Origin of the sequence: Priestia aryabhattai (genome assembly GCF_023715685.1) — a bacterium.
Classification (GTDB): Bacteria; Bacillota; Bacilli; order Bacillales; family Bacillaceae_H; genus Priestia; species Priestia aryabhattai_B.
In genome coordinates this window covers 913,105-938,038 of record NZ_JAMBOQ010000003.1, presented here as the reverse complement: position 1 = coordinate 938,038, position 24,934 = coordinate 913,105, and the positions used below count along the sequence as shown (strand labels likewise).

Genomic DNA, 24,934 nt, shown 5'->3' with positions numbered 1-24,934 from the left:
TGTTGGTCTCCAACGAGTTTATGCTCCTTCTCTTCCGTTAGTTATACTTTTACGGACGAGATATTTAAATCTATTGTAAGATGTTAAAATAATTATTATCGTTAACAAAATAAAAAGAAAAAACTACTGAACAGGGATCAGTAGTTTTTTCTGCTCTATTGCAGTAAGGATTTTCGCTGATGCCTCATGGCGTCTTGAGTAGTTTGCTCTGGTTACGATGTTTTAATTCATATAAAAAGTATAAATAACCCATGAATAAGTGCATTCAAGGGTTATTTTTGTAGGTGCGTTGAGTTCCTTTTTAAATTATATGCTTTGACTCTGAATAGGAAACTTTTTAAATCTCCCTGATCTATAAAATCAAAAAGCTCTTAGAATAAATTGTTCTAAGAGCTTTTGTGATAAAAAACATTCATGACAGGTACCCAAAGCTTATACATATAGTAAGAGATAAATTGAATAAAAAGGTGATTATTATTTTTCGAAAAATACCGGTTATTCTTGTTGGAAGCTTATTATTAAGTATAGGAATTAATGGATTTTTAGTTCCTCATTATTTGTTAGATGGAGGAACAATTGGAATTGCTCTTATCCTTCACTATTATTTTGAATTTCCTACAGGTGTAATGATTATTATTTTGGGTTTTCCATTATGTTGGTTTGCTTGGGTTTATGAAAGAACTTATTTTTATAATAGTTTTTATGGGTTAGTTATTTCTTCTTTATTGATTGATTGGTTAGAACCTATTAAAGATCAGTTTCAACTTTCTGTTTTTCCTAGTGTGATTCTTGGAGGGATATGTATTGGAACGGGGGTTGGTCTTATGCTTCGATACGAGACAAGCACTGGAGGAACAGATTTACTAGCCCAACTTATATCAAAGGCTTTTTCTCTAAACATAGGAATGGTTATTTTAATTATAGATGGTTTTATCATCACAGCAGGTCTTCCTTTATTAGGTCCTAAAACGTTTCTTTTTTCATGTTCGACAATTTTTATAGGTGGATTGACGACTTCTTTAATTACTAAAAAAGAATAATTCGGATTATAAAATTAGTATCTTCTATCCTCCGTTTTTTGCACCTTCTTGACTTTTATAAATTTAAAAGGCCCTTACAACAACTCTGAGATTGACCAAAGGGTTCTTTTTTATGGTTGGTTCCTAGAGAATCCATTATGGAAACTAGACTTATATATTTTTTTGGATTTTCACTTTGTAGATTCTAAAAAGAAATTAGGCTTTTTCATTGTGTTTACCTTTTGTGCTATAGTAATTTGTACCAATGACCCCTGTAATAATGATAATTGATCCGACTAAATGATAAAGATGAAATTGTTCTTTCAAAAAAATCACTCCTGCTAAGATTGTAATGAGTGTAGCAAAATTACTGAAAACACTCATCTTAGATGCTTCTATTTTTGATAAGGCGTAATTAGAAAGATAGGACGTAACTAAAGATGATAATAAACCCAGATAGACAATTGCAATCACAAAATCCAGATGAACAAATGGCTGTATAAATTGATGGATAGTGTTATTCATTAGATGATTTGTCAATGCTAACCCATTAAATATAATAAATCCAATCAACGTACAGCACAAGGTATTGATCTAAAGCAATTAGAAAAAATATTCAATGAAGAAGAGATTAAATTTTTTTATACAATGCCACGCTTTCATAATCCTTTAGGAACGTCATATAGCAAAAAGGACAGGGAAGCTATTTTACAGTTAGCTTATAAATACAATGTGTTTATTATAGAAGATGATTATTTAGCAGATTTTGAATATAGCACAAAGAATGATCCTCTTTTTGCAGAGGATATCAAAGAACAAGTTATCTACTTAAAGAGCTTTTCAAAAATCATGTTTCCGGGTTTAAGAATTGGTCTAGCTGTTCTTCCTACCACTATTCTTAACATCTTTCAAAAATCCAGAATGACAACGGATATAGATAGCTCTATGATTTCACAAGCTGCACTATATCTTTATATAAAAAGTGGTATGTTTGAACATAATAAATTAAAAGTAAGTAGTATTTACCATAAACGTGCAAAAGTTCTCCATCAACCACTACAAAATCATCTGGCTAATTACGAATCATCATCAGAAATAATTATGCACGGTCATATTTTGCTACCTAAACAAGTAAATATGAAGTCACTTATTCATCATTTACATGAACAGCATGTATATTTGGATTCAGTTGAAAGTAATTATCTAGCCAACTTTTACAAAGAACGGGTTTTAAAGTTAAATGTTTCAAATGTTGAAAATCACCGAGTTGAAGAAGGAGTCAAAAAAATTGCAAGTGCTTTAAAAAGAAGAGACTTAAAAGTATTATTCTTGTAATGATGTATATTTTTCTCACGTGTCCTTTATATTTTATTTTCCCCCTATAAACCCTTGATATTACTCAATTTATAGAGGGAATAATGTATAGTATATACAGCTCAAAAACAGAAAAAACCTATCTCTTTCCAGTCAAAAGAGGTAGGTTTTTTCTGTAACAAATGTTAAGTTGTATGAGTCGATGTTTGATTACATCTTGAGTAGTTTGCTCACTATATAAGAAAATAGTATGGCCAAGTTACATAATACTAGTCCATACTATTTTCTTAAGTTTTGGACAACCCTGTTAAAATAGGTGTTGTTGCCAAAATTAAAGCAGATGTTGTGGGATCAGCTGTTTGTAAGCCTCTAAAAAAAGACCATTGGTTAATAAATACACCAAAACACTAAGAAAAATAACTGCAAGAAGATCTGATTTATTTACACTCTTATTAGTAAACAGAGCCAGGCACTGTTCGCCATTAGTGATAGGTGGGAAAAATGTATCAGTCCCCTGTCATTCTTATTATCTTTGAGCTAACGTCTAAATACGCATTAATGCGCCATTAGGCTTTGGTAACTCTTGAGCTGTTATCAGATTCATTTTACAAAAATGTTCAAAAAATTGTTGTGCCTGCTCTCGTTCCTTTGGATCACTTTTTAACGAAACTATATCAAGCAACATTTGAGCCATCCATGAATTATCAAAATAACGGTATTTACCTGTATTCCACGTCATTTTTTCTGGGAATTTTCCGTTTACATAATATTCCCAGAAAAGCATCTGATCCGATTCCTGCTCTGTAAGTTGGAGTCTGTATTTTGAATGAGCAGGAATATATCCATCTTCACAAAGCTTACCGATAAAATCTTCATTCACCATATAGACACCTAAGATACGTCTGTCTTTTTCAGGCATGCTGGAATCTATTGCTGTTAACAAGACAGCGCTATTTTGGTGCAAGCGGATGGGTTTAGTTGGCTTCCCCTTATTATTACCACTTTTTATTACGCCTGAAAAAACCTTCCACTCTGAAAAAGAACTATTCTGTTCTTCTCTGTCACACCAAAAAACCATTTGTGATTCGGGATGAAGTTTATGATTTTTCATAAGTTTTTCATGTCCCCAGCGAAGTTCCTGGTTTTTTCGTTGTAGTTTTTTTTCCTCTTCCTTCTTCCATTCTTCCTCCTTTCGTTCCATTTCCTTTTTTTGTATAATTTGTTCAAGTGAATTAGCAACACTTTTATCATGCAGTTTTAGGTGCTTTCCAAATACATCGGGGAAAACAAACTTTTTATTTTCCGATGCAAAATGTATTTCAATACTAGAATCATTATATTTAACTATACTACCCGTGCCAAAATGCTTGTGTGTAACTTTCTTATTAATTAGATTCATTATTCTAGACCTCCTTGTAGAATAAAAACTCGGTTACTATTAGATAGTAAATTGATAATTTTATTCAACTAACTTACCTTTCAAGCTCACACAACTGTTTTAATTTTTCTTCGGTTTAAACAAGGATATTGAAAAAACGTGTCCATAATTCTAGCTACAAAAAAATAAAGCGGAATTCAAAATACGATCAACAAAAACAATTGTAAAACTATTATAACATTTTTTGAAAATATTACAAAATTTTATTGACAATATATTTTAATGTGAGATAAAATGAAGTTTTATTATCTATAATTACTTTAAATAGCTATGAAACAAAGGCCTCCAAAAAGTCTCGAAACTTCTAGAAACCCGCTATAAATAACCACTTGATTACCGGTGATAAGTAGAATGATTCCACGATTAAACTAATCTCTTAACTAACCCTTATTAAGTTAGAGACTTAGTTCAGGAGCGTACTACTACAGTAAGTGTTACAAGTAAAAAGCATAAAAAGCAAAGGAAGACATGAACATTATTAGTAATACACACGAGGCTATTATCTCAAGGGATATGTTCAATGCTATACAAAATCAAATGAAACAAAGAAAAACGAGACATTTGTCGCCAGTAAGTGTAAATGATAAAACTTTAATAATATATAAAATACTTTAGTATTTACTTATCGAATTACGGGAATTATGGGAAAGGTAGATTTCTATATAAGTAGAATCGATTACAAGATTTATTTTTAAATTTGTATGTATATGAATCTACAAATCTGGCCAGACCAATAACGTATTCCCCCTATTCCCTTAAATTTGAAAATCCTTTGCCTATATGGGCAAAGGATTCTTTTTTTATATGTAATTGATACTCAAGGTGCAAAGTCTTGAAGTGCAATAGAAAGATATACACAAAAAGAAATAACGCATATAGAAACAAAATGTAACGATAAAAAGATGAATTTTTGTTTGCCTTTGATAAAGAAAGAATAAATAAATCCTAGGATTGTAACTAAAGTTAAAATAGGCACAGTAACCTTAATTACAGTAACAAAAGCACTTGATGTAATAACTGATAAAAGAAACAATCCAATTATACCTACATACAAAATTATTGAAGTGACTAAAGAGGCTATTGATACTTTTAAAGCATTTTTTAAAAAGTTCGCCATATGATTTCCTCCTATTTTTAGCACCGCACATTCACTATAATACACACTGGAACAGGAAACAATTACCTTTTATCTCGATGTGTAATTTATTCCCATTTACTCTAACGTGATTTTCTATGCAGGAAGATATTTTTCTCCATATTGATATGTTATTGTGGAGGAAGGAACAAATAAATTATTTGGTCTCTTTGTACCTGAAGTTTCCTCATAATAGAAAGGGCTAGTCTATTTATGAGTATAACCGAAATTAAAAAAATGCTTAGTACTCTAATTCAATATGAAGATAGCACCATTACCCATGTTATACCTGGATTAATTGAATTAGTTTATTTTAAAGGACTCAAAGCTTTCAATTGACTACACTTGTTGATGAAAATGTTTCACCGTATGAGGATATAGATAGTACTTCAGAAGCTTTATATATAATCTTAAATCCCATAAAAGAAGAAGACCTTTAATAAGGTCTTCTTCTTTTATAGCATTTACAAACTTAATTAACATAATGTGTTTTTTCGGAACACCTTTAGATTTAGATAGGGTAGTTTTTTTAGCTTTTAAGATGTATTATATATATATCTTAATTCACCATGATGACTGCTCTAGACACATATTGTCGCAAGTAAAAAAATTCATTAATTTAAAGGAGCTAGAACATGGACATTAGTAGTATAGCTAAATGGATTCCTGTTCCTTATTTTCAAATTAAGCAAGATGGCACAATTCTAAATTCTTCAAATATAACTCATTCATATTTTCAACCTACCTCTAGCATATGGAATATTATTTATAAAGAAGACCGAAATAAAGCAATGTTATTGCTGTCACAGAGTACTAATTCTCATCCTGTAACCCAATATCTCATTTTACAAACAATTAACAAGTTATTTATGTATTTCAAATGTACGATTAAATGGCAGGGCGGTATAGGTCATCTAGTATGTACAGAAGCCAAAGATATTAAAGTTCCATCTGTTTTATCTGTTCAAAAATCTTTAGTAAATACTCAAAAAAGGTTAGAAGAATCAGAAAAGCATTTAAACAATGTTACTAAGATACTCAATATGAGCAAACACTAAGAATTGTTTCCCCATACCTTTTCCCCTGTGCCCTGGATGAATTCCAATAAAGTGAATATATGCTTCATTCGTGTAAGACTGAGATAAGAATCCAGTTAAAAAGCCTATAATTTCACTCTCTTCTTCAACAATAAAGCTAATATTTTTAAAATAATCAAAAAAAAGCTTTGGCAACAAGTTAGACATTTGTCTTCCGCTTCACCAATCATTAATTAACGGAGATATTACATAATAACCTGATCCTTTTACTAAACGAACTGTCATTGTGATCCCAGCCCAATTTATTTATGAATTCACTTGAATTAATGCTATCACAGGAAGAAAATGTTATGTTGTTTATTCTTTTTCTTGCCAATGAATGCTAATACGAAAAGTGAATAGAATATAAAAAATCAGTTACCATAGTCACGATTATAGGTACTAATAAAAAAAGCTCTTAAAAAGAGCTTTTTTAGATGTAACATATGTTGAATGTAATTTTACCATCCTTTTTGATTTCTTAATGTTGTAATATGAGCAATATGATGCTTTCCATGCCAAGCATAAGTAGCTATCAATTGCTCAATAGTTATTTCACCGTTTTCAGGATGTTGGACAATTTTCCTCAGATCTTTTTCATCAAGTGAGTTTAACAATTTATGAAGACGCTTATGTAAGGCTGAAAAAAGTTGGAGGGAAACTTCTATAGGTAAATCATTATCAGGCAGAGTTGCCCAGGCGACTTCATCATATGGCTTAATAGTAGGATCTTGCTCTGTTAAACCTAATTTAAAACGAATATAAGCATTTAAATGTGAGTCAGCTAAATGGTGTACAACTTGACTTAATTTCCAACCACCTTCTCGATAAGAGGTAGCTAATTGCTCTTTTGTCAGTCCTTCTACAGCATCAGCTAATTGTTTTGGTGCATCTCCAATGTCACTAATCCAACCTTGAATATCGTCTTTCTGGATATTTTCTTTCACTTTAAATTTTCCAATAGGATATTGATTAAACATATTTCTTCGCCCCTTTCTATTTTTACCAATATCTATTATAACAACTTTACTTATGTGTAAATTAGGATATCTGGAATTTATTCATTCAGATAAAGTACTGGAAATCATGAATACCGTATACAACCCTTGTTAACATAATGGATTTTTTCAGGAATCAAGCAACGATACTAACAAAAAATCACTATTCTCCCATTTCTTCTAAATGGATGAGAGAATAGTGATTTCGAAAATCTTTAGCCTTGCCGTTGGCAATCACCTATTATTTAATTTCGATTGCAGAAGCCTTGTTGTCCCAGTCCGAAGCCATATTAGCAGTTTTACCATACCAATCGGAGTGTCTAAAGGAAACTCCTTTCCCATACCCTTGAGATGAAGTATGCTCCCACAGCGTCGTGGAATAGCTTGAAGAAGGTGATGCCGTACTTAAGGATGAAATTCTGTCATTCCAGCTGGAGGGCAAGTTTTTAAACCCGTCTCTCCAATAAATATACTGTCCACCTTTATTTTTAGACTCATAGAAATCGGTACAACAGGAACCACTGCCCATCATAGTGACTTTGTTTTGAAGTTTCTGTTTATCTTTTTCAATAAATGCGTTCAAAGCTTCCCTGCTCGTAAATCCATACGCCAACCAATCACCATTTTTATTCTGTTTAGGTAGAACCATGGTTACTTTTATGTCTGTGTCGGAAATGTTATTCGCTTTAGCCTGGGAATTCACATCTTTTCCATCCACAGTTAAATAGTGGTACGATTTAATTGTATACTCTTTTTCTGCATACGCCGCGCCCGTAGACACTGGTATAAATCCCATCACAGCAAAAAGACAACATAGTGCGGAAAGACAAAGTTTTACTCGCAAATTCTTCACTCCCGTATTATTTTAATTTAGATACTTTAGTAGGAAAAAGTGGACTGATGTTAACAGTCCCTGCGTAAAATCTTGATGGAACAGCCAATACCGGCTTGTAAACCAATGGATGAATCCCACTTTTATTACTTATATTAGTACTTTTTCTATTTTTACAGTGGGACGTTTATAACCAGCTATCCTAATCCCCCCTAACTTTAATATGCTATATACAGAAAAAACCAAATACATATTTCTGCATGTTAAATATAATGAATATTCGAAGTATAATGAAATGCCAATACTACCAAATTTCAAGTTAATAAAATTTATTGGTTTTTTTACATAAATTTCAATTTAATAATGAGATAAATATTATTTGTTGAATTTTATAATGATTTTTATTCCAAATAGAATAGTTTAGATCTTTATTTATGTGATATGAAGGCAATCTTCTTTATTTTTTATAATAAAGAAGGCCCAAAATAATCAATAAAATAACCAGACCAAAAGAACTGAATTTTTATTCATTTTTCTTTTTAATAAGTAAATTCAACTCGTTTACATAGCTAAATAACGGGGTTAGTTATTACTCTCTTTATAGAAAAACAACCAATTTGCCGACACTAAGTGTAAATAGTAAAACTTTTTATATTTCGTAAACACTTTAACATTTACTTAAATTACTTTATTACTTTAAACAATGTATCTTACCATTTAGCAAAATAGATTTATTTACAAATGATAAATATTTTATCTTTCCTGTATATTAATCTATAAAACTGGACAGACTAATAACGTATTCCCCCTATTCCAATAAATTTGAAAATCCTTTGCCAATATCAGCAAAGGATTCTTTTTTATATGTAAATATTTCCTAAGGTGTAAATCCTTGAAAACTAACAGTAAGATATATACCAAATGAAATAGCACATAAAGAAACAAAATGTAATGTTAAAAAAGGGATTTTCTGTTTACCTTTGATAAAGAAAGAATAAATAAACCCGAGGATTGTAACTAAAGTTAAAATAGGTACAGTAATCTTAATTACAGCATCAAAAATATTCGCTGTAACAACTGATAAAAGAAACAAGCCAATTATAACTACATACAAAATTATCGAAGTGACTAAAGAGGCTATTGATACCTTTTTTGGCAGTACATTGATAGAAATGTGCGAAGCAGCTAGGGAGTATGTAAATGATACTGTTGAAGTTCATCAAGTAGTGAACTTAGGTAAACGTAAAGGAGAGTGTCATTATTTAATTATTTTAAATATAAGCCAGGATCTAGATGATTTAGGAGCACCCGTAGAAAATAATTATAGATAATGAAAAGCTCTTCATGGCATATTCATATAGGCGAGAAGAGCTTTTTTGTTCCGGTAAAACTCACATTATGTTAACTAAGAATTTATGCTATATTCACTTCCAAAAGCAGAGACCGATGGGCCCTGCTTGTTATTTGATTATCACTTTTCCCACCATTCCTTTATTGAAATGGTACCTACATATCAGTTCATATGTACCAGGATTTTGTGGTTTTACAGTAATGGTTTTTTCTTTTCCCGGCTGGACTTCAGCGTCAATTCCGAGCCTTTCCACTGTGAAGGTGTGCTCTTTCTGACCTTCATTTTTCAATATCAATGTTGTTGTTCTTCCATTCGGGATAGTGACGACTTCCGGATTAAAGTAATCATCGTTCAACTGAACCTCAATCGCTTTCTGTGTTACCACGTCGGATTCGGCCAAAACGCCGAGTGAACCTGAAGTTATCACAACCATAACGACCGCAAACAAAACGACTAATCCCGTTAACCACTTTTTCATAGACATTTGCAATCACTCCTTTCATAAGCCATATTCTTTTCCAATTCATAAAATAATATCAATATTTTTTGTGAATTAAGTATTATTTTTTCCTTAATCACAATTTCCGGAAAGTACAAATAGTTAGGAAAGTTGGGGAATCATGAGTGCTAAGAGAAGAAAATAGCAGGCGTAATCAGGAATGGATAAGTTTTATGAAAGAAGCTTCTCAATTAGGTCTCTCAATTAGGTCTCTCAATTAGGTCTCTCAATTAAATTGCCTAACTTTATAAAATAGTATTGATACTAATAGAACAGTTCCAATCATATTCTTATAAGAGAAAACAATAAAAAGGAGTGTCAAGTTAGTTGATAAAAGCTAAGGTTAGTTTACGGCCTATCGTTAGTAAGATAAATTTACCTACCGTTTTGAAAACAACTATACTTCCGGGTGACTCATTTGAAAGCTTATTTATTGCAACCCAAGTAGGAGAGATCTTTTACATAAGAGACGAAGCTATACGGACTTTTTTAGATATTCGCTCACGAATCATAAAATTAGGTACTTCTGAACCAGGTGTTTCTCGTGGGGGATATGATGAACGGGGATTGCTAGGGCTAGCGTTTCATCCAGAATTTTATTATAACGGTCTGTTTTATCTTCATTACTCAGTAGCTGGAACACAAGGACCAGGTGCACTTTCCGAACATTTTAAGCCTAACCCGTGTGATCCTAAAACTTCAAACCTAAGGTGGGTAAATAGAGAAACTAAGTATGACCATATTGATACAGTGGAAGAATGGATTTTCCAACCAAATGGTCAACCTCAAAAAAGACGGACGTTACTTAACTTAAGAAGACCATTTTTTAATCATAATGGTGTCAACAGCTTAAACTTTTCACCTGAAACTGGAAAACTTATCTTAACAATTGGAGATGGTGGATCAGGATATGACCCCTTTAACTTAAGCCAGGATGATATGGAGATTTATGGGAAAATAATTGAAATTGATGTAAGTAAGAATATATTCATCCATAATCCACCTGTAGTTACACGCTTTAATGAACTCCCCTCACCTATTCAGGAAACCCTTACGCTCATTGCCAAAGGAGTTCGCAATATAACGGGCATTTCATTTCAAAGATTTTATAATCAGTATATCAAATATGTGGGAAATGTTGGACAGGACGTGGTAGAGTCAATTTTTTCATTCGTTCATTATAAACCAATACCTGTTCCGCAACTTATTCAGGCTTCTTTAATGAAAGCTAAACCTAGTCAAGAAGGATTTATTAACCTTGGCTGGCGGGGGTGGGAAGGAAATTTTCCTACTTCGTTTATAAGAAGGTGTTCTGAAAATCCGGCTTTGGATGAGAAAATAATTGCTTATTACAATGAAGCAGTAAAAACTTCAGCGAGACGTCTTCAGCCTTTAACTAGTTATTTTCATAAAGATCCCCGTCCCAATAAATTTGGAGGAACCTCTCTTACAGGAGTTCAGCCATATATGGGAAATAAAATCCCTAGCTTAACAGGAAGCGTCATGTTTACCGATATTGCCCAGGTTAAAGAATCTCAATCTCCAGTTAGAGGAGTTTTAGCTTATACCAGGGCAGGTACAGATTATAAGCTAAATGATTTTAGTGTTGTAGAAATTGATTATAATTTTGGTTCTCAATCAGCTTACTACGTTAGTTTGGGAACGAACCTGGATCAAACCAGGCTTTATTTAGGAGTTTATGGCTCTATGAAAGTGTCTGACTTTAATCAAGGTACTGTTTTTGAAATTGTTCCATGATTTATATTTATAAAATTTGAGTGGGTATTAATTTTCTTCCAAAAATTATAGCTTAATTTTTTCAACAGCTATTTTTTAAAGGAATGAGCAAATGAACTTTCTAGAAAATAAAAAAGCCCATAAAATAATTCATTTTATGGGCTACAGTACATATCTTTAGCAAGATAAAGAAGTTTATCTTAACGAATACGACCCATTTATCTGCCATCCCTTTTTGCAATACAGCATGGATAGCATCCAGATATTCATTTTGTTGGTTAGGACCTATTCCTGTAAAGGTAAATGCGACTTATTAGTCCTCCCTCTTAATTTCCTCATATATTCAAAAAGAACAATATAGACATATTACATGTAAAAGCTGACATATCGGACAATGTTCTAACTCTCTCTTTAACCCCTTATAATTTAATAACAGTTAACCGAGGTGAAATTCATGTACTTTTTAAAATCTCTTTCAAATGAAGTAAAATCTGCGCAGCTTTATTTTAATAGATTATCTAAAACTAAGCAGCTTGTATTAGGCGCTCTTTTCGCCAGCTTAGCAGCCCTTTTCCAATCAACAGGAGGTTTATTACCAGGAATAGGAATTTTCATTAGTCCATTATCTACTGCACCCATTCTTTTTTGTTTTATAATTTCGCTCCCTCTAGGGTTTATTACCTATATACTAACAAATCTGCTTCTTCTGATTATCCAGCCAAGTGAACTTATTATTTTTCCTTTTACAACAGGAATATTGGGAATAGGCATAGGAGTTGCTTTTTACTTTTTTAAAAAGAGATTGTACATTATTATAAGTGGTGCTACCCTATTAACTCTTGGGATTATTACTTTATTATATGTTTTCAAATTTCCAGTACTAGGTCTGATGATTTCCAAGGATTTTTCTCTTTCTACTACTGGCTTTATTTTGTTATTTACTTTCCTTTATAGTTGGGTTTGGGTTGAACTCAGCTTAGCTTATTTTAAAAAATTAAAAACGTTTATTTCATTGTGAATCTCTAAATTAACCCTGTAACAGAGATAACTCGTTCAGTTCTTCCAGGTGATTTATAGGTTCTAAAGTAAATAATATCCATTTTATTTTCCACAGGTAACATCAATTGGTGTCTCCAGTACACTCCTTATGTGCAAAAGCACTAAGCCCTGTCTTATTTATAGCAAATTTCGTAACCTTTCCCGCTTTAGGATGAATCCTAGATACACGATGACCTACTTTTGATGCAGGTTTGCCACCTGGTGTATCTGGTAAATGTCTTTATTTTTACTTACTCTTAGAAGAAACTTGCCATTCTAATCCTCGTTAAAATAATGAAGAAACCGCAATCAGCTTTTCAGAAGAACGTCAATTAGGACAATCTCATCTGACCGTTTTAAGGCTCTTTTTATTATATTTTCAAATTCGACTAAACTATTTGCCTGTTCTCCTTTAATTCCAAAGCTGGTTGCCAATTGGACAAAATTTGGGTTTGTAAAAGTTACTCCATAGCTCTTACCGAACATTTTGTTCATCATTTCCTGCTCTATTTTTAATGTAGAGTCATTTAAAACAATAATGATGAATGAAAGCCCTAAGCGCTTTGCCGTCTCTATTTCAGCAAAATTCATTAAAGCTCCTCCATCTCCAGTAATACAAATAACTGGATCATTAGGGCAGGCTAGTTTAGCTCCAATTGAGCCTGGCAAAGCAATACCCATGGAAGCTAGACCATTTGATATAATGAGCTTGTTAGGGTTTTTGGGTTGATAAGTTCGGGCTATAGATACTTTATGAGCTCCCACATCTGAAATCACAATTGTTTCCTCTGAAGAGAGCTTGTCAATAATATGCAAGATATTCTCGATTGTCAAAGGCAGCAAATTGCTATCTATTTTTTTCTCTTCAATGTGATAAGATTGCTTAATTTGTTTCTGGAGATTACCAGAGGGTATCCATGGTTTAGAAGGGATATCCAGCTGATTGACTACTCGTAAAGTCTGCTTTATATCTCCAACCAATTCGACTTCTATAGGATAATATTCATCTATTTCTGCCGGTAAAGTATCTATATGTAAAATTGGTGTTTTTTCCGTGTTCCATTCTTTGGGTAACTTTTCGACAAAATCAAACCCAATTACAATAAGTAGGTCAGCTTCCTTTATGCCTGCTAACACTTCATCTTTCTCATTAAATCCAAACGTAAAGAAATTTTTTGGATGATCTTTAGATAACACACCTTTAGCCATATAACTATGGGTAACCGGTGATTGAAGGCGTTCAATAAATGTTTGAAGCTCATCCACGGCTCCCTGTCTGACAACGCCGTTACCAATAATAACAAAATGTCTCTCATACTGCTTAATAAGAGTATTGGCAGCCTGAATTGACTCCAATATAGGTATGCTTACGGGTATAGATGTAGGTGAAATAGGTTTAATGGGAACGATTTGAGTTGCTAAGTCTTCTGGCAATTCTACTACTACGGGTCCTGGCTTTTCCATTTGTGCAATTTTAAATGCTTTTCGAATAACCTCAGGAAGCGTTTGTGAATCTTTTATTTGAACACGCCACTTCGTTGCCGGTTCCACCATTTTAATAATGTCCATATATTGATGTGAATCTTTATGTTGTCTTCCCAAAGCAGCCTGTCCCGTTAATGCTACAACAGGAGAGTGGTCTAGCTTTGCACTAGATATACCTGTCAATAAATTAGTAGCTCCAGGGCCTAATGTTGATAAGCATACTCCTACTTTGTTTGTTAATCTTCCGTATACATCTGCCATAAAAGCAGCTCCTTGCTCATGCCGCACATTCACAAATTGAATCTGTTTAGAGTTGGATAAAGAATCAACAAAATCCAAGGTCTCTTTACCAGGTATTCCGAAAATATATTCAACCCCCTCATTTTCTAAACATTGAACAAGTGTATCCGTTACTTTCATATTGTCCGACCTCTCTCTAGATAGTATTCTGACAAGCTTGTGTGAAAGGAATAGCTCATTAATCTTTATCTCGTTCTTTTCTAGTTTTAACTAGCCTAGATCCTAAATATATGCAATGAAATAATACTCACTAATTATTGTTTATAGTGTTACCATTAGGCTCCTATGTTAAGTGCATTTTTTAGATAATATATAAATAATTGGATGAGTCAAAAAAATCGTAATGAAAGTACGCCCCAATGACTTTTTCTTTGTTAATTAACAAAAAAGGCTCCCTCAAAAGCTGAAGCCTTTTAAATTAAGTTATTAAGATTTGTAAAGAGGAAACATCAATGTATTATTTTTGTGCTTGAAGACTCTTTTCAAACATATCGATAATATGAAGGAACCTTTCAGCCTCTCGAAAAACATGATCAGCTAAAAGAGGATGAATAATACTTTTAATTCTACATTCCTCAATTAAATCTCTTGCTGTTTTTTTAAAGTCTCTAAGGGAAGCCACTGAAACACGATTCTGATCAAGAAATTGATCTAAAAGAGGTACCGTTTGAGATTGAGGCTTCATAGACTCTAAATCTCTTGCTTGAAAAACCAATTGATCAAAACCATGACTGAAGTTTCTCGCCATATCTACAAGTTTTCTTTCTGATGGATCAAGAAGATGGCCTATAAACTGGGCATGATCAGCCATAATTCTTAAAAAGAAGACATTTTCCTTAATAATAGCATCAGCGAGTGGTTTCAGTTTCCCTTCGTTTAATTCAATTAATCGCTTTCTAAAATAATTAGCTTCTCTACTAATATGATCAACCAACAGAGGAAAGTTATTTGAACCTGGTAGTTAACAGGTTAAGATTAAACCTAAAACTTTTCTCTTAAAAGCAAATATACCTGTAGCTGCTTGTTGAACTTCTGAATTGAATCTTTTCATTTGCTCCGGATCTGTTTGATTAGTAAATGAATGAGACCGTTGTTCAATTTCTTCAAACAAATGATAAAATTGATTTGCTTCCTGAATTAATTGTGTATCCTCACATCTAAAACCTAATCGAAGAAACAATGAGTGTTCCTTCATAATCCTTGACCAAAAACGAATTTCATCTAAGGATCGTGCAACAAATGCGTTAGTCATTATTAACCCTCCTACAATTGTCAATTAGTTTCATTCTAAGTTATTCTGCTTTATGTCTGGACATGCTTAGGCTGACATAAAAAAGCTCAAATCTTTTCAGACTTGAGCTTTTTCAATATATTCTTATATCCGATATATTATTTAGATGAATGGAACTGCTGTATAAAAAGAAGATATATTAATTAGCTCTCTTTGATTTTTAATACTAAATAGCAGGAATAGATCAACAAATGTAAATCGAGTATTGCAGCGTTATTTTTTGCTAAAAACAGGCTGGGTTTTAGGCTCTTTATACTGTAAAATTGGTTTTACTATATTTTTGAGGGATGGAATAAAAGATTTTTATTTCAGCCTTTTTATCACAAAAAGAACAGGTGCATTTAGAGTAGTGAATCTTCTTTACATGGGGGGTTTCAAGACCAATAAGTCCCTCCTTCACATGCTGATTACATACCATTAGCATATGCTTCACATTTTTCACCTCTTTTTCTTCTAGAGTTTTATATAAGCATATGAGACAAGCAATAATATTTATGAATATATAAATACAAGAGCCTAGAATTTCGAATTCTCTACTATCACCTTATAGAAAGGTATCCTCTGTAACCCTTCATTCGTGTGAGCTGATTGGGAGTCTGGCAGTACTCTATAAAGAATTATTATTAGAAAGTAACATTCTGAGGAATGTAAAAAATCCCATATACAAATAATAAGACGGATCATTTAAATTAGAAGGAGCAGCTTTTATGAAAAAATTATTATGAATGGGATTTATTTTGTTATTTTCGCTAAACATGCTAGTTGAACCAAGTAGTGCTGTCGCTGAAACACAAGAACATCGTATTAGTCAATCTGAGAGAAAGTTTGAAAATGAATTCAGAAGACTTTGGATGGATCATATATTGTGGACAAGTAATTATATTACAAGTGCAACAACAGCAGGATCAGAAGACCAAAAACAGGTGTTGGCAAGGTTATTAAAAAATCAAGAAGATATTAGGAATGCTGTGAAGCCGATATACGGAGAGAAAGCTGGGAACAAACTTACGGATTTGCTTAAGGAACATATTGTGATTGCTGGCAAGATTGTAGATGCGGCTAAAACGGGAAAGAAAGCCTTGGTGAATCAATTAAACAAAGAATGGTATAGAAATGCTGATGATATAGCAGCGTTCCTTAGCCAGGCTAACCCTTATTTAAAAAATGAAGATTTGAAAAAATTACTGTATATGCATCTAAAATTAGTGACAAATGATTTATTTGCAAGCTTAGAAAAAGATTGGGAAGCAAGAATCGTTGCAATTGATGAAGGAGTCTCACATATTATCTTAATGGCAGACACTATATCTGCAGGAGTTGTGAAACAGTTTCCAGAGAAGTTTAATAAATAATCTTAATAATCTCCAGTAGAATGCTGGAGATTATTTGAAATTTCTTCATGAAAAACTGCACCTGTAAGGGTTCTTTTGCTTGATGCCTCTAAGAAACCTTATGTTCACTGAAAAGGTACATGTAGATATTCTGCATAAATCGTCATACCCAAAGGTTTATTAAATTTAAACACTGGGTATTATCAAATCAAGACGATGTGTTAAGAGTACCGCCCGTGCATAGAGTGTGTCCTTCTTTACAAATAAAAAATGGCGCCTAAAACGGCGTCATTTTTTATTTGTAAAGAAGTTTACGGATTCTAGTGCGAAGGTTGTATTTATATGAAAAAGGTATATAGATTCCTATCTAATAGAATGTATTTTTACGCCACTATTCAAAAATTTTTTGAGTGAACTTCCCTTTCTTTTGGACAGACCGGTCCCATTGTGCTCTCTCATCTAATTTAGGTTCATATTTATGAATACAATGCACATAATGATTGTGTGGGCAATGGCTAATCTTCGATCTTCCATCATTTCCATGTTTAGAAGGTCACTTATAAATATTTTGAAGTTTTTGCACAAGAACCTCATTATGATGTATATAGTCATACCTTAAACACCTTTTAGTGAAGTGAGCAATGATAAAGAAAGTTAGAAAGATCAAATTAATTTAAGTTTAAGATGTCTCTATTGGGATAATATAATAAATAAGCTAGATTTAATGATAATCTGGTTTATTTTCTATATTCTAGGAGGCAACAAAAAATGGAACACGGTAAAGTGAAATGGTTTAATGCTGACAAAGGTTTTGGATTCATCGAGCGTGAAGGTGGAGAAGATGTGTTTGTGCACTTCTCAGCTATCCAAGGGGAAGGATTTAAATCCTTGGATGAAGGTCAAGAAGTGACTTTTGATATCGAACAAGGGCAACGTGGACCACAAGCGACAAACGTAAATAAAGCATAAGAAACCATAATAAAAAACAGACTCTATCTTCAGAGTCTGTTTTTACTTAAAAAGATTTTTATATCAAAACTTATTCAACAATAATTATAGTTCATGTTTTTTTAATTCTTCTTCAAAGAAAAAGGTACTTGGATATTTGTCGACTGTATAAGAGTATCTTTTCATGTTTTTTACATAATGACTTTTTAAGATTGTCACTAATTCATTCGATACTCTTATATTTACTATTTCTCCATTACTAAATATTTTCTCACTCATAGCCCTTATCCTTTCTCGCATCAAAAATAATCAGGGATTATTTTCTATACGTTTTTTTACGGCCTACTGTTTCTTTTCTACCTCTATTTCTCTTACGTTCTGTTTTTGCTTTTTTATTACGAAGTGGTGCCACTTCAGTCAATTGGATAGGGGTCATATTTGATTCTTTTGTTAAGAGCTTTAAAGTGGCTGACAGTAAAGAAACCGAATCTACTTCTTCTAATAACTTTTCCGCCATTGGCTTATATTCCCCAAACTCACTCTTGTCGATGGCGGTCAAAACCCGGTGAATGATTGCTTCCTGATGTCCTGCCATTACCTCACTAGAAGTAGGAGGTGATTGCCTAGACATTTTGGTTTTCGTGACATCTTCGATTACTTTTAAGTGATTACGTTCTCTCGGAGTTATAAATGTAACTGCCAATCCCTTAGTACCTGCCCGTCCTGTTCGGCCAATGCGATGAACATAGCTTTCAGGGTCCTGAGGAATATCAAAATTGTAGACATGGCTAACACCTGTAATATCAAGTCCTCTTGCTGCAACGTCGGTGGCGACCATAATCTCAATCGTATGATTCTTGAATTGACGAATCACATCGGCACGTTTGGATTGTGTAAGATCTCCATGAATGCCTTCTGCTGCATACCCACGCTTTTTTAGCCCTTCAGCAAGTTCATCCACACGTTTTTTTGTGCGTCCAAATACAATAGCAAGGTCTGGTGATTGAAGGTCTACAAGATTACAAAGAACATCAAATTTTCGATTCTCTGGAATTTCAATATACTGCTGCTCAATGTTCTTTACCGTTAACTCCTTCGCTTTTACTTTTACGAGTTCAGGAGTGTTCATAAATTTCTGGGCTAGACTTTGTACTTGCTTCGACATGGTTGCTGAAAATAGTAAGGTTTGATGGGGAGAAGAGATGCCACCAAGGATCGTTTGGATATCTTCAATAAAGCCCATATTTAACATCTCATCTGCTTCATCCAGAACAGCTGTACGAATATGATTTAAACGAATGGTTCTTCTTTTCATATGGTCCTTAAGGCGTCCTGGAGTTGCCGAGATAATATGCGGTCTGTTCTTAAGGGCTTTGATCTGACGATTAATATCCTGCCCTCCATAAATGGGTAGCGTTTTAACTCCTTTTACTTGTCCAATTCGATTTAACTCCTCAGCTACTTGAATAGCCAGTTCACGTGTCGGTGCTAAAACTATTCCCTGAATCCCTTCTTCACCAAGCTCAACCCGCTCTATAAGGGGTATGCCAAAAGCTGTTGTCTTTCCAGTACCAGTTTGAGCTTGGCCAATTAGATCTTTACCCGTCATAGCTATCGGAATAGCTTCAGCCTGAATCGGCGTAGCCTCTTCAAAACCTAAGTTATGAACGGCCTTTTCAATGTCCTTACTTAAATTGAAATCAGAAAATTTTTTCAATTGCTTTTTGCTCCTTCTCTTACTTAAATTCAGAAATGAGAAAAGTACTCTTTAACCAGAGATGTTACTTATTCATTCCTGCGTATTGTAAATCAGTGTTATTATCAATGGAAGTCTTGTTCTAACGTATCCGTACAAGACGAATTCATGCCTTATTTTATCCACCCTTCCGTGTATTTATAAATTCTTATAGGATCTATAAAGTGTGGTTTAATTTAGAAAGATATGGTTCCTACTATTTCTTTTATAAAAGGTATACTATTTAGGAGGAGGGATGATGTAGTTATGTATTATAACCATAGGAAGAAAAATCAAGAGCCCTTACCTAAAGAACGAATAGAGATTTGGGAATGTGAATCAGAAGAATGTAATGGTTGGATGAGAAAAAATTTCTCTTATCAAAATCATCAAAAGTGTCCTTTGTGTGGCCATAAAATGAGAACAGGAAAACGGCTTTTAGATGCGTCTCCTAATCCCCATCAAAAATAATTTCTGGCTGCCTTTTGGATAAATCCTTAAAAAAATTTCTGGCACTTCTTTAACTGAAAGTAAAATTCTTACCAAAAAATATGCGATATTTGCTTTATATTTCCGATATATGGTATAACTAGTTCATACCTTGTACCGTTCGTTTTACCTAGAAACCAGACATAAAACTCTGGTTTTTTACATTATACCGAGATTTTAAAATGAGATATAATATGTTTTTTGCTAGCTAGTGAAATCAAAAGTAAAAAAAAGACTCCCAGATGGAGTCTTTTTTACTCATTTTAATTATGCTACTTTATGAACGTTAGCAGCTTGTGCTCCACGTTGTCCTTGTTCAATATCAAACGTTACTTTTTGACCTTCGTCTAATGATTTAAAGCCGTCACCTTGAATAGAGCTAAAATGTACGAATACATCTTCTCCGCCTTCAACTTCGATAAAACCGAACCCTTTGTCTGCATTAAACCATTTCACTGTACCTTGTTCCATAATATTGCCTCCTGGTGTGGAATACTCCACACTTGTATTACTACCCTTGTCCAACCATACTATCTTAAGATGAAAATTTCTATGGAAGAGATTTCTCTTCTCTCAATCCTACACCGAACAAAAATAATTAATCTAATCGTAACATACAGAACCGAAGATAGCAAATACAGAAAAGTAGATAAAACTTTAAAATGGAAAAATACGTATATAAAAAAGGCCTAATTTAAAGTTTACTAGTAGTACATAAATTCAATTGACTTTCACCATTTTTGCACCTGTGTAGATTACATACAAAATAATAAGCGTATTAAGAAACCTGCTGTTTTTGTGTATATGAAATTTTTCATAAAATTGATATCTTGGGCATAATACAGGATATACGTGGTAGAGGAGGGATTGTTTGAGACTGAAGGATGGAGACTTTTATACAGATAGTAGAACCAATAAGGTATATAGATTAAATGAAGATGACAATGGCAGCTGGTACGTGATCATGCGTGATCATAAAGGTGATGATAAACCGACAAGGACATCGGGGCGTGATATGATGAGGTTGTTAAAAAGTTTTTATAACAAAATGAACGACAGTTGAACATTCATAGCTCTGAAAAAACTACCTTATCCTAGTCATCATAATAGAGGTAGTTTTTTGTTCGCATTATACTTTAAAAATAGTAGCTCAATACCTCTTGGAAAGGTACAGGTTTATGAGCACTTTTACATAGCTAGGACTAAAACAATGCTAATACTTTAATGAAACTGAATTTTTTTCCACATCCTTTTCCTTTTATTAAGAAAATGCATTCACACATGTATGACAGTTGTCATACTAGTTACTTGACGTTTATATCTTTTATTACCAGCTACTATGTCCTACTATAAATGTAAAGAAGAGCTGTATATTAAACACGGTAAAGATGTAAGGAGGAACACATGAGTAAACAAAAAACGACTGAATTAAGAAAAAATGTAGCACCTTTTGAAAAACCCAATACGAAATCGAGTATAAAGCAATTGATAAACACATTCCTTCCGTTTTTGCTACTTTGGTTTCTAGCTTATCAAAGTTTATCAGTTTCTTATTGGCTAACACTACCATTATCTATTGTTACAGCCGGGTTCGTCGTCCGAATCTTCATTATTTTCCATGATTGTTGTCATCAATCATTTTTCAAAAGCCGAAAAGCGAATAATGTCCTTGGCACAATCAGTGGGGTTATCACCATGTTTCCGTATGAACAATGGAAACGAAGCCATTCCATTCATCATGCTACGAGCAGCAACTTAGATAAACGAGGAACCGGTGATGTGTGGGTCATGACAGTTGATGAGTATGTTGCAGCTTCCCACTGGGGCCGGTTAGCTTACCAAGTTTACCGCAATCCAATTGCTATGTTTGGATTAGGTCCCATCTATCTTTTCTTAGTTTCTAACCGATTGAATCGAAAAGACGCGAAACGAAAGGAACGTTTGAACACGTATTTGACCAATTTCTCAATTGTTGCGGTGTATGCACTTTTATGTTGGGGTATTGGTTGGCAAGCTTTTCTTCTCGTTCAAGCTCCCATCCTTTTTGTAGCAGGGTCACTTGGAATTTGGCTATTTTACGTACAGCATCAATTTGAGGATTCCTACTTTGAAAACGAAGAAGAGTGGGATTACGTGAAGGCTGCAGTTGATGGTAGCTCCTATTACAAGCTCCCTAAAATTTTACAATGGGTAACAGGTAATATTGGTTTCCATCATGTACATCATTTGGCCCCAAGAGTTCCAAACTATAATTTAGAAAAAGCGCATGAGTCTACACCACCATTACAGAAAGCAACAACCATTACACTAAGCACAAGCTTGAAGTCTCTTCGTTTTCGACTTTTAGATCACCAAAATAAACGTTTTGTAAGCTTCAAAGAATTTAAGCATCTAGTAGACAATAAAAAATCGCGTATGAATTTGAATAACAAAAGACCAAACCTCGATAAAAATTGAATAGCTATACGATAAAATTGTTCAATTTTAATAAAAAAAACACCTGGATTAGTTGAACTATAACCCGAATAAGGGTTACTACATAAAAAGTGAACCTTATTCGGAATTCGGACTTTTTAACTTAAGCACTTTGTTAGCTTTTCTTACTATTAAATCATTTCTTTTGGTATTATAACTATTGTTTTTGTAAAAGACCCTGAAGGGAATTTTATCGAAATTAAAAATTGGAGAAAATAAAAAAGAATATACCTATTTTGTACGAGAACCATTTTAAATAGTGAAGTTGTTTTATCACCTAAAATTGCCTAGATAAGTTATAGCTAAAGCGACCAATATAAAAAAAGAATTGCTTAAAGATAAACAAGCAATTGAAAAGCTTATAGAAAAACACCATAAAAAAATATAAAGCTAGCTTTATTTCTAGTTTATAGAGCTAGTTAACATAAAACATATTTTCGGAAGTAAAAAAAGTCATGTTCTCACTTAAAGAACATGACTAGGAAAGAGAGTAACCTGCAGGTATACCATATATAATATGTAGTTTAAGAATGGCTTGTACTAAATAAATACCCTATTTTTTATATTAACGAATAAAATTATTCCTCTCGAGCAAACTACTCGAGACGCCGTAAGGCTTCAATCCTTTGGCTAAATAAATGTAGCAGAAAAACCTACTGATCTCTGTCCAGTAGGTTTTTCCCTTTTTAGTCTGTATATCGTATACATTCGTAGTTAACATAATCACTCCTATAGAAATCAAACACAAAAAAGAACCCTTGCGGCAGTAGGGTTCAGCTAAGGGTTCTTCTTATGGAATATGCAGCTTTTTACACATCCTTAATTTAATAACATTCAATGGATGAGTGAATGAACAAAATATGTATAAAAAGCCTTACGTTTATTCATATGCTGTAATCCCCAAAAAATTGTAGCAAATTTTATTTTTCTAGATAAAAATAGGTTCTGTACGTTCTTTCATTTTCCTTTTAGACCTGTGAAAGCTATTTACTTATTTTATGTGAAAGTCATATTTTTCTTATCTTTTATTTCTCATTATAAGCGACCTGTTATCTTCTTGTTCTCTAAAACCACTTTTCTAACCTTTATCTTCTGGCCTTCCATTAAGTTCAACTAAATAAACATAATTGTTCACATATGTAAGTTTTTTTAAAAATAAGTTCAACTTAAAAAATGGGGTGTATAGATATAAAAATTTTATGTGTTAATAAAGACTGTGCAAACTCCCTCGGTATGAATATTATGGATGGGTACCGATTATGTAACATAAATACCATTTCTATATTGTTTTCTGAAAAACCATCTATATTTGATATTGTTTTAATCTCATATTGAGATATATAATAAAAATAAGAAAAAGAAAACGTTTTCAACATTTAAATACTTTATTACTTTTCAAACTATAAGGAGGATTTAAAATGAGCCAAGTGGAAAGAAATTCTAAAGTGCAGAAATTAGTTGAGTATCAAAAATTCAATGAAGAAGAAGTTTCGAAGATGACAGATCCGCAGGTTGAATATTATCACTGGCTCTATTTTGATGATTCTGCTTATGATTATATGTAACTAAAATATAAAATGATAAAAATGGGGAAAATATCGATAATTTAGAGTTTCCTGATTCTCTTTTTATCATTTTCAGAAATTTGATTTGTTACTTGCTATCTAAAGTTAGTTACTACAATACGTATGATAGATAACAAAAAAGCACAAAAACGTTTGTTTTCAACGGGTTTGTGCTTTTTCTTTTCGTTTCATCACAAAAAATTCAAGATATACATTTCTTTGGAAAAACTAGTCTATTCATCCTCGCTTAACATAATTATCGCTGGAGACGACTCTATTTATTAATTTCTCTTATTACTATGAAATAGGTATTTATAAATATTTGTCAAAATGGTTGATACACCCCCATTAAAAAAGATTCAAAGTAAAAAACACGATAAATGGAGGAATTGCTTCGGAAACGAACAGGAGGCGTAGGAGGAATATTACATACTCTCTTTCACATTGTTGATGTAGAGTGGAGTTGGGTTCGAGTTCTTCAGGGAAAGGATGATTTCCAGGAGAGTTTTGAGGAATATCAAAGCTTAGAAAAAATTCTCCAGCTAGATACAAAATTTCAACCAGAGGTAAGAGAGTTTGTTAGGTCTTGGAGTGTAGAAAAAGAAAATAATATTCTTTATAACCCACAACCAGACGAAAGCATAATGACTGATACTTGGGGAGAAGTTATGCGTCATATGATTGCCCATGAAATACATCATATTGGACAATTATCGATATGGGCTAGGCAAATAGGAAAGAAGCCAGTTTCAGCCAACCTTATCGGTAGAGAACTTAGCCATACATTGCCAAAAATTTAATTTAACGAATTTTATTGTTAGATCTTATGTCTTGTAATCGATAAAAAAAATAATGTCTAGTCCAACAGACATTACTTT

23 protein-coding genes and 2 pseudogenes are annotated in these 24,934 nt (G+C 33.0%); 13 read left to right on the top strand and 12 right to left on the bottom strand.

Annotated elements, in window-relative coordinates; translation table 11 throughout:
- Positions 1–455: 455 nt before the first annotated feature.
- On the top strand, positions 456–1,040 hold the full coding sequence (locus tag M3225_RS17875; protein ID WP_251395829.1) for a YitT family protein: 585 nt from the start codon (positions 456–458) through the stop codon (positions 1,038–1,040).
- Positions 1,041–1,235: 195 nt separating this feature from the next.
- On the opposite strand, the gene M3225_RS17870 is transcribed toward M3225_RS17875, so the two are convergent.
- A complete protein-coding gene (locus M3225_RS17870; RefSeq protein WP_308215758.1) occupies positions 1,236–1,544 on the bottom strand; it encodes a DMT family transporter in 309 nt (102 codons plus the stop codon).
- A gap of 24 nt (positions 1,545–1,568) precedes the next feature.
- On the opposite strand from M3225_RS17870, the gene M3225_RS17865 reads away from it, so the two are divergent.
- The gene (locus M3225_RS17865; RefSeq protein ID WP_308215757.1) at positions 1,569–2,354 is read left to right on the top strand and encodes a PLP-dependent aminotransferase family protein; all 786 of its coding nucleotides are present in this window, start codon (positions 1,569–1,571) and stop codon (positions 2,352–2,354) included.
- Positions 2,355–2,632: 278 nt separating this feature from the next.
- Here M3225_RS17865 and M3225_RS17860 read toward each other — a convergent pair.
- Both M3225_RS17860 and M3225_RS17855 read right to left on the bottom strand, forming a co-directional pair.
- A pseudogene (locus tag M3225_RS17860) lies at positions 2,633–2,802 on the bottom strand (EamA family transporter); the annotation flags it as partial.
- 75 nt (positions 2,803–2,877) lie between these two features.
- Positions 2,878–3,732: a malate synthase gene (locus M3225_RS17855; protein WP_251395827.1), complete on the bottom strand. Its 855-nt coding sequence runs from the start codon at positions 3,730–3,732 to the stop codon at positions 2,878–2,880.
- 507 nt (positions 3,733–4,239) lie between these two features.
- Here M3225_RS17855 and M3225_RS29630 point away from each other — a divergent pair.
- Positions 4,240–4,386, top strand: coding sequence for a recombinase family protein (locus M3225_RS29630; RefSeq protein WP_285885705.1), 147 nt, complete (start codon positions 4,240–4,242; stop codon positions 4,384–4,386).
- 202 nt (positions 4,387–4,588) lie between these two features.
- On the opposite strand, the gene M3225_RS17850 is transcribed toward M3225_RS29630, so the two are convergent.
- Positions 4,589–4,888, bottom strand: coding sequence for a hypothetical protein (locus M3225_RS17850; protein ID WP_251395825.1), 300 nt, complete (start codon positions 4,886–4,888; stop codon positions 4,589–4,591).
- 653 nt (positions 4,889–5,541) lie between these two features.
- Between M3225_RS17850 and M3225_RS17845 the strand changes: the two genes are divergently transcribed.
- The gene (locus M3225_RS17845; protein ID WP_251395823.1) at positions 5,542–5,964 is read left to right on the top strand and encodes a hypothetical protein; all 423 of its coding nucleotides are present in this window, start codon (positions 5,542–5,544) and stop codon (positions 5,962–5,964) included.
- Here the strand turns inward: M3225_RS17845 and M3225_RS17840 are convergent.
- The 4 genes from M3225_RS17840 to M3225_RS17825 form a co-directional block, all read right to left on the bottom strand.
- Positions 5,923–6,150: a GNAT family N-acetyltransferase gene (locus tag M3225_RS17840; RefSeq protein ID WP_251395821.1), complete on the bottom strand. Its 228-nt coding sequence runs from the start codon at positions 6,148–6,150 to the stop codon at positions 5,923–5,925. The two genes, M3225_RS17845 and M3225_RS17840, sit on opposite strands and share 42 nt — an antisense overlap.
- 293 nt (positions 6,151–6,443) lie before the next feature.
- Positions 6,444–6,962, bottom strand: coding sequence for a YfiT family bacillithiol transferase (locus tag M3225_RS17835; RefSeq protein WP_251395819.1), 519 nt, complete (start codon positions 6,960–6,962; stop codon positions 6,444–6,446).
- 259 nt (positions 6,963–7,221) lie between these two features.
- Positions 7,222–7,824: a hypothetical protein gene (locus M3225_RS17830; protein WP_374109834.1), complete on the bottom strand. Its 603-nt coding sequence runs from the start codon at positions 7,822–7,824 to the stop codon at positions 7,222–7,224.
- A 1,448-nt stretch (positions 7,825–9,272) separates the two neighbouring features.
- Complete coding sequence (locus tag M3225_RS17825) at positions 9,273–9,647, bottom strand: cupredoxin domain-containing protein (protein WP_251395817.1); 375 nt, start codon at positions 9,645–9,647, stop codon at positions 9,273–9,275.
- 342 nt (positions 9,648–9,989) lie between these two features.
- Here M3225_RS17825 and M3225_RS17820 point away from each other — a divergent pair, with 342 nt between their 5' ends.
- Positions 9,990–11,420: a PQQ-dependent sugar dehydrogenase gene (locus tag M3225_RS17820; RefSeq protein WP_251395815.1), complete on the top strand. Its 1,431-nt coding sequence runs from the start codon at positions 9,990–9,992 to the stop codon at positions 11,418–11,420.
- Positions 11,421–11,853: 433 nt separating this feature from the next.
- Entirely contained in the window at positions 11,854–12,417 is a 564-nt protein-coding gene (locus M3225_RS17815) for a hypothetical protein (protein WP_251395813.1), read from the top strand.
- Between the two features lie 329 nt (positions 12,418–12,746).
- Here M3225_RS17815 and M3225_RS17810 read toward each other — a convergent pair whose 3' ends face one another.
- Both M3225_RS17810 and M3225_RS17805 read right to left on the bottom strand, forming a co-directional pair.
- The gene (locus tag M3225_RS17810) at positions 12,747–14,342 is read right to left on the bottom strand and encodes an acetolactate synthase large subunit (protein ID WP_251395811.1); all 1,596 of its coding nucleotides are present in this window, start codon (positions 14,340–14,342) and stop codon (positions 12,747–12,749) included.
- A 337-nt stretch (positions 14,343–14,679) separates the two neighbouring features.
- Positions 14,680–15,474: pseudogene (locus M3225_RS17805) on the bottom strand (DUF2935 domain-containing protein).
- A 764-nt stretch (positions 15,475–16,238) separates the two neighbouring features.
- On the opposite strand from M3225_RS17805, the gene M3225_RS17800 reads away from it, so the two are divergent.
- Both M3225_RS17800 and M3225_RS17795 read left to right on the top strand, forming a co-directional pair.
- Complete coding sequence (locus M3225_RS17800; protein ID WP_251395809.1) at positions 16,239–16,865, top strand: glycosyltransferase; 627 nt, start codon at positions 16,239–16,241, stop codon at positions 16,863–16,865.
- A gap of 747 nt (positions 16,866–17,612) precedes the next feature.
- Positions 17,613–17,813 carry a cold-shock protein gene (locus tag M3225_RS17795; RefSeq protein WP_013056409.1) on the top strand — a complete coding sequence of 67 codons (201 nt, stop codon included), beginning with the start codon at positions 17,613–17,615 and terminating at the stop codon, positions 17,811–17,813.
- Positions 17,814–18,108: 295 nt separating this feature from the next.
- Here M3225_RS17795 and M3225_RS17790 read toward each other — a convergent pair whose 3' ends face one another.
- The gene (locus M3225_RS17790) at positions 18,109–19,509 is read right to left on the bottom strand and encodes a DEAD/DEAH box helicase (RefSeq protein WP_251395807.1); all 1,401 of its coding nucleotides are present in this window, start codon (positions 19,507–19,509) and stop codon (positions 18,109–18,111) included.
- Between the two features lie 285 nt (positions 19,510–19,794).
- Here M3225_RS17790 and M3225_RS17785 point away from each other — a divergent pair, with 285 nt between their 5' ends.
- Positions 19,795–19,998: a cold-inducible protein YdjO-related protein gene (locus M3225_RS17785; RefSeq protein WP_251395805.1), complete on the top strand. Its 204-nt coding sequence runs from the start codon at positions 19,795–19,797 to the stop codon at positions 19,996–19,998.
- Positions 19,999–20,283: 285 nt separating this feature from the next.
- Here M3225_RS17785 and M3225_RS17780 read toward each other — a convergent pair whose 3' ends face one another.
- Positions 20,284–20,487 (bottom strand): cold-shock protein, encoded by a 204-nt coding sequence (locus tag M3225_RS17780; protein ID WP_251395803.1) that lies wholly within the window; start codon positions 20,485–20,487, stop codon positions 20,284–20,286.
- A gap of 400 nt (positions 20,488–20,887) precedes the next feature.
- On the opposite strand from M3225_RS17780, the gene M3225_RS17775 reads away from it, so the two are divergent.
- From M3225_RS17775 to M3225_RS17760, 4 genes are all read left to right on the top strand, one after another.
- A complete protein-coding gene (locus tag M3225_RS17775; protein WP_251395801.1) occupies positions 20,888–21,079 on the top strand; it encodes a hypothetical protein in 192 nt (63 codons plus the stop codon).
- Between the two features lie 341 nt (positions 21,080–21,420).
- Positions 21,421–22,473: a fatty acid desaturase gene (locus tag M3225_RS17770; protein WP_251395799.1), complete on the top strand. Its 1,053-nt coding sequence runs from the start codon at positions 21,421–21,423 to the stop codon at positions 22,471–22,473.
- A gap of 1,436 nt (positions 22,474–23,909) precedes the next feature.
- Positions 23,910–24,056 (top strand): BH0509 family protein, encoded by a 147-nt coding sequence (locus M3225_RS17765; protein ID WP_013056404.1) that lies wholly within the window; start codon positions 23,910–23,912, stop codon positions 24,054–24,056.
- Between the two features lie 380 nt (positions 24,057–24,436).
- Entirely contained in the window at positions 24,437–24,856 is a 420-nt protein-coding gene (locus M3225_RS17760) for a DinB family protein (RefSeq protein ID WP_251395797.1), read from the top strand.
- The last annotated feature ends 78 nt before the right edge of the window (positions 24,857–24,934 follow it).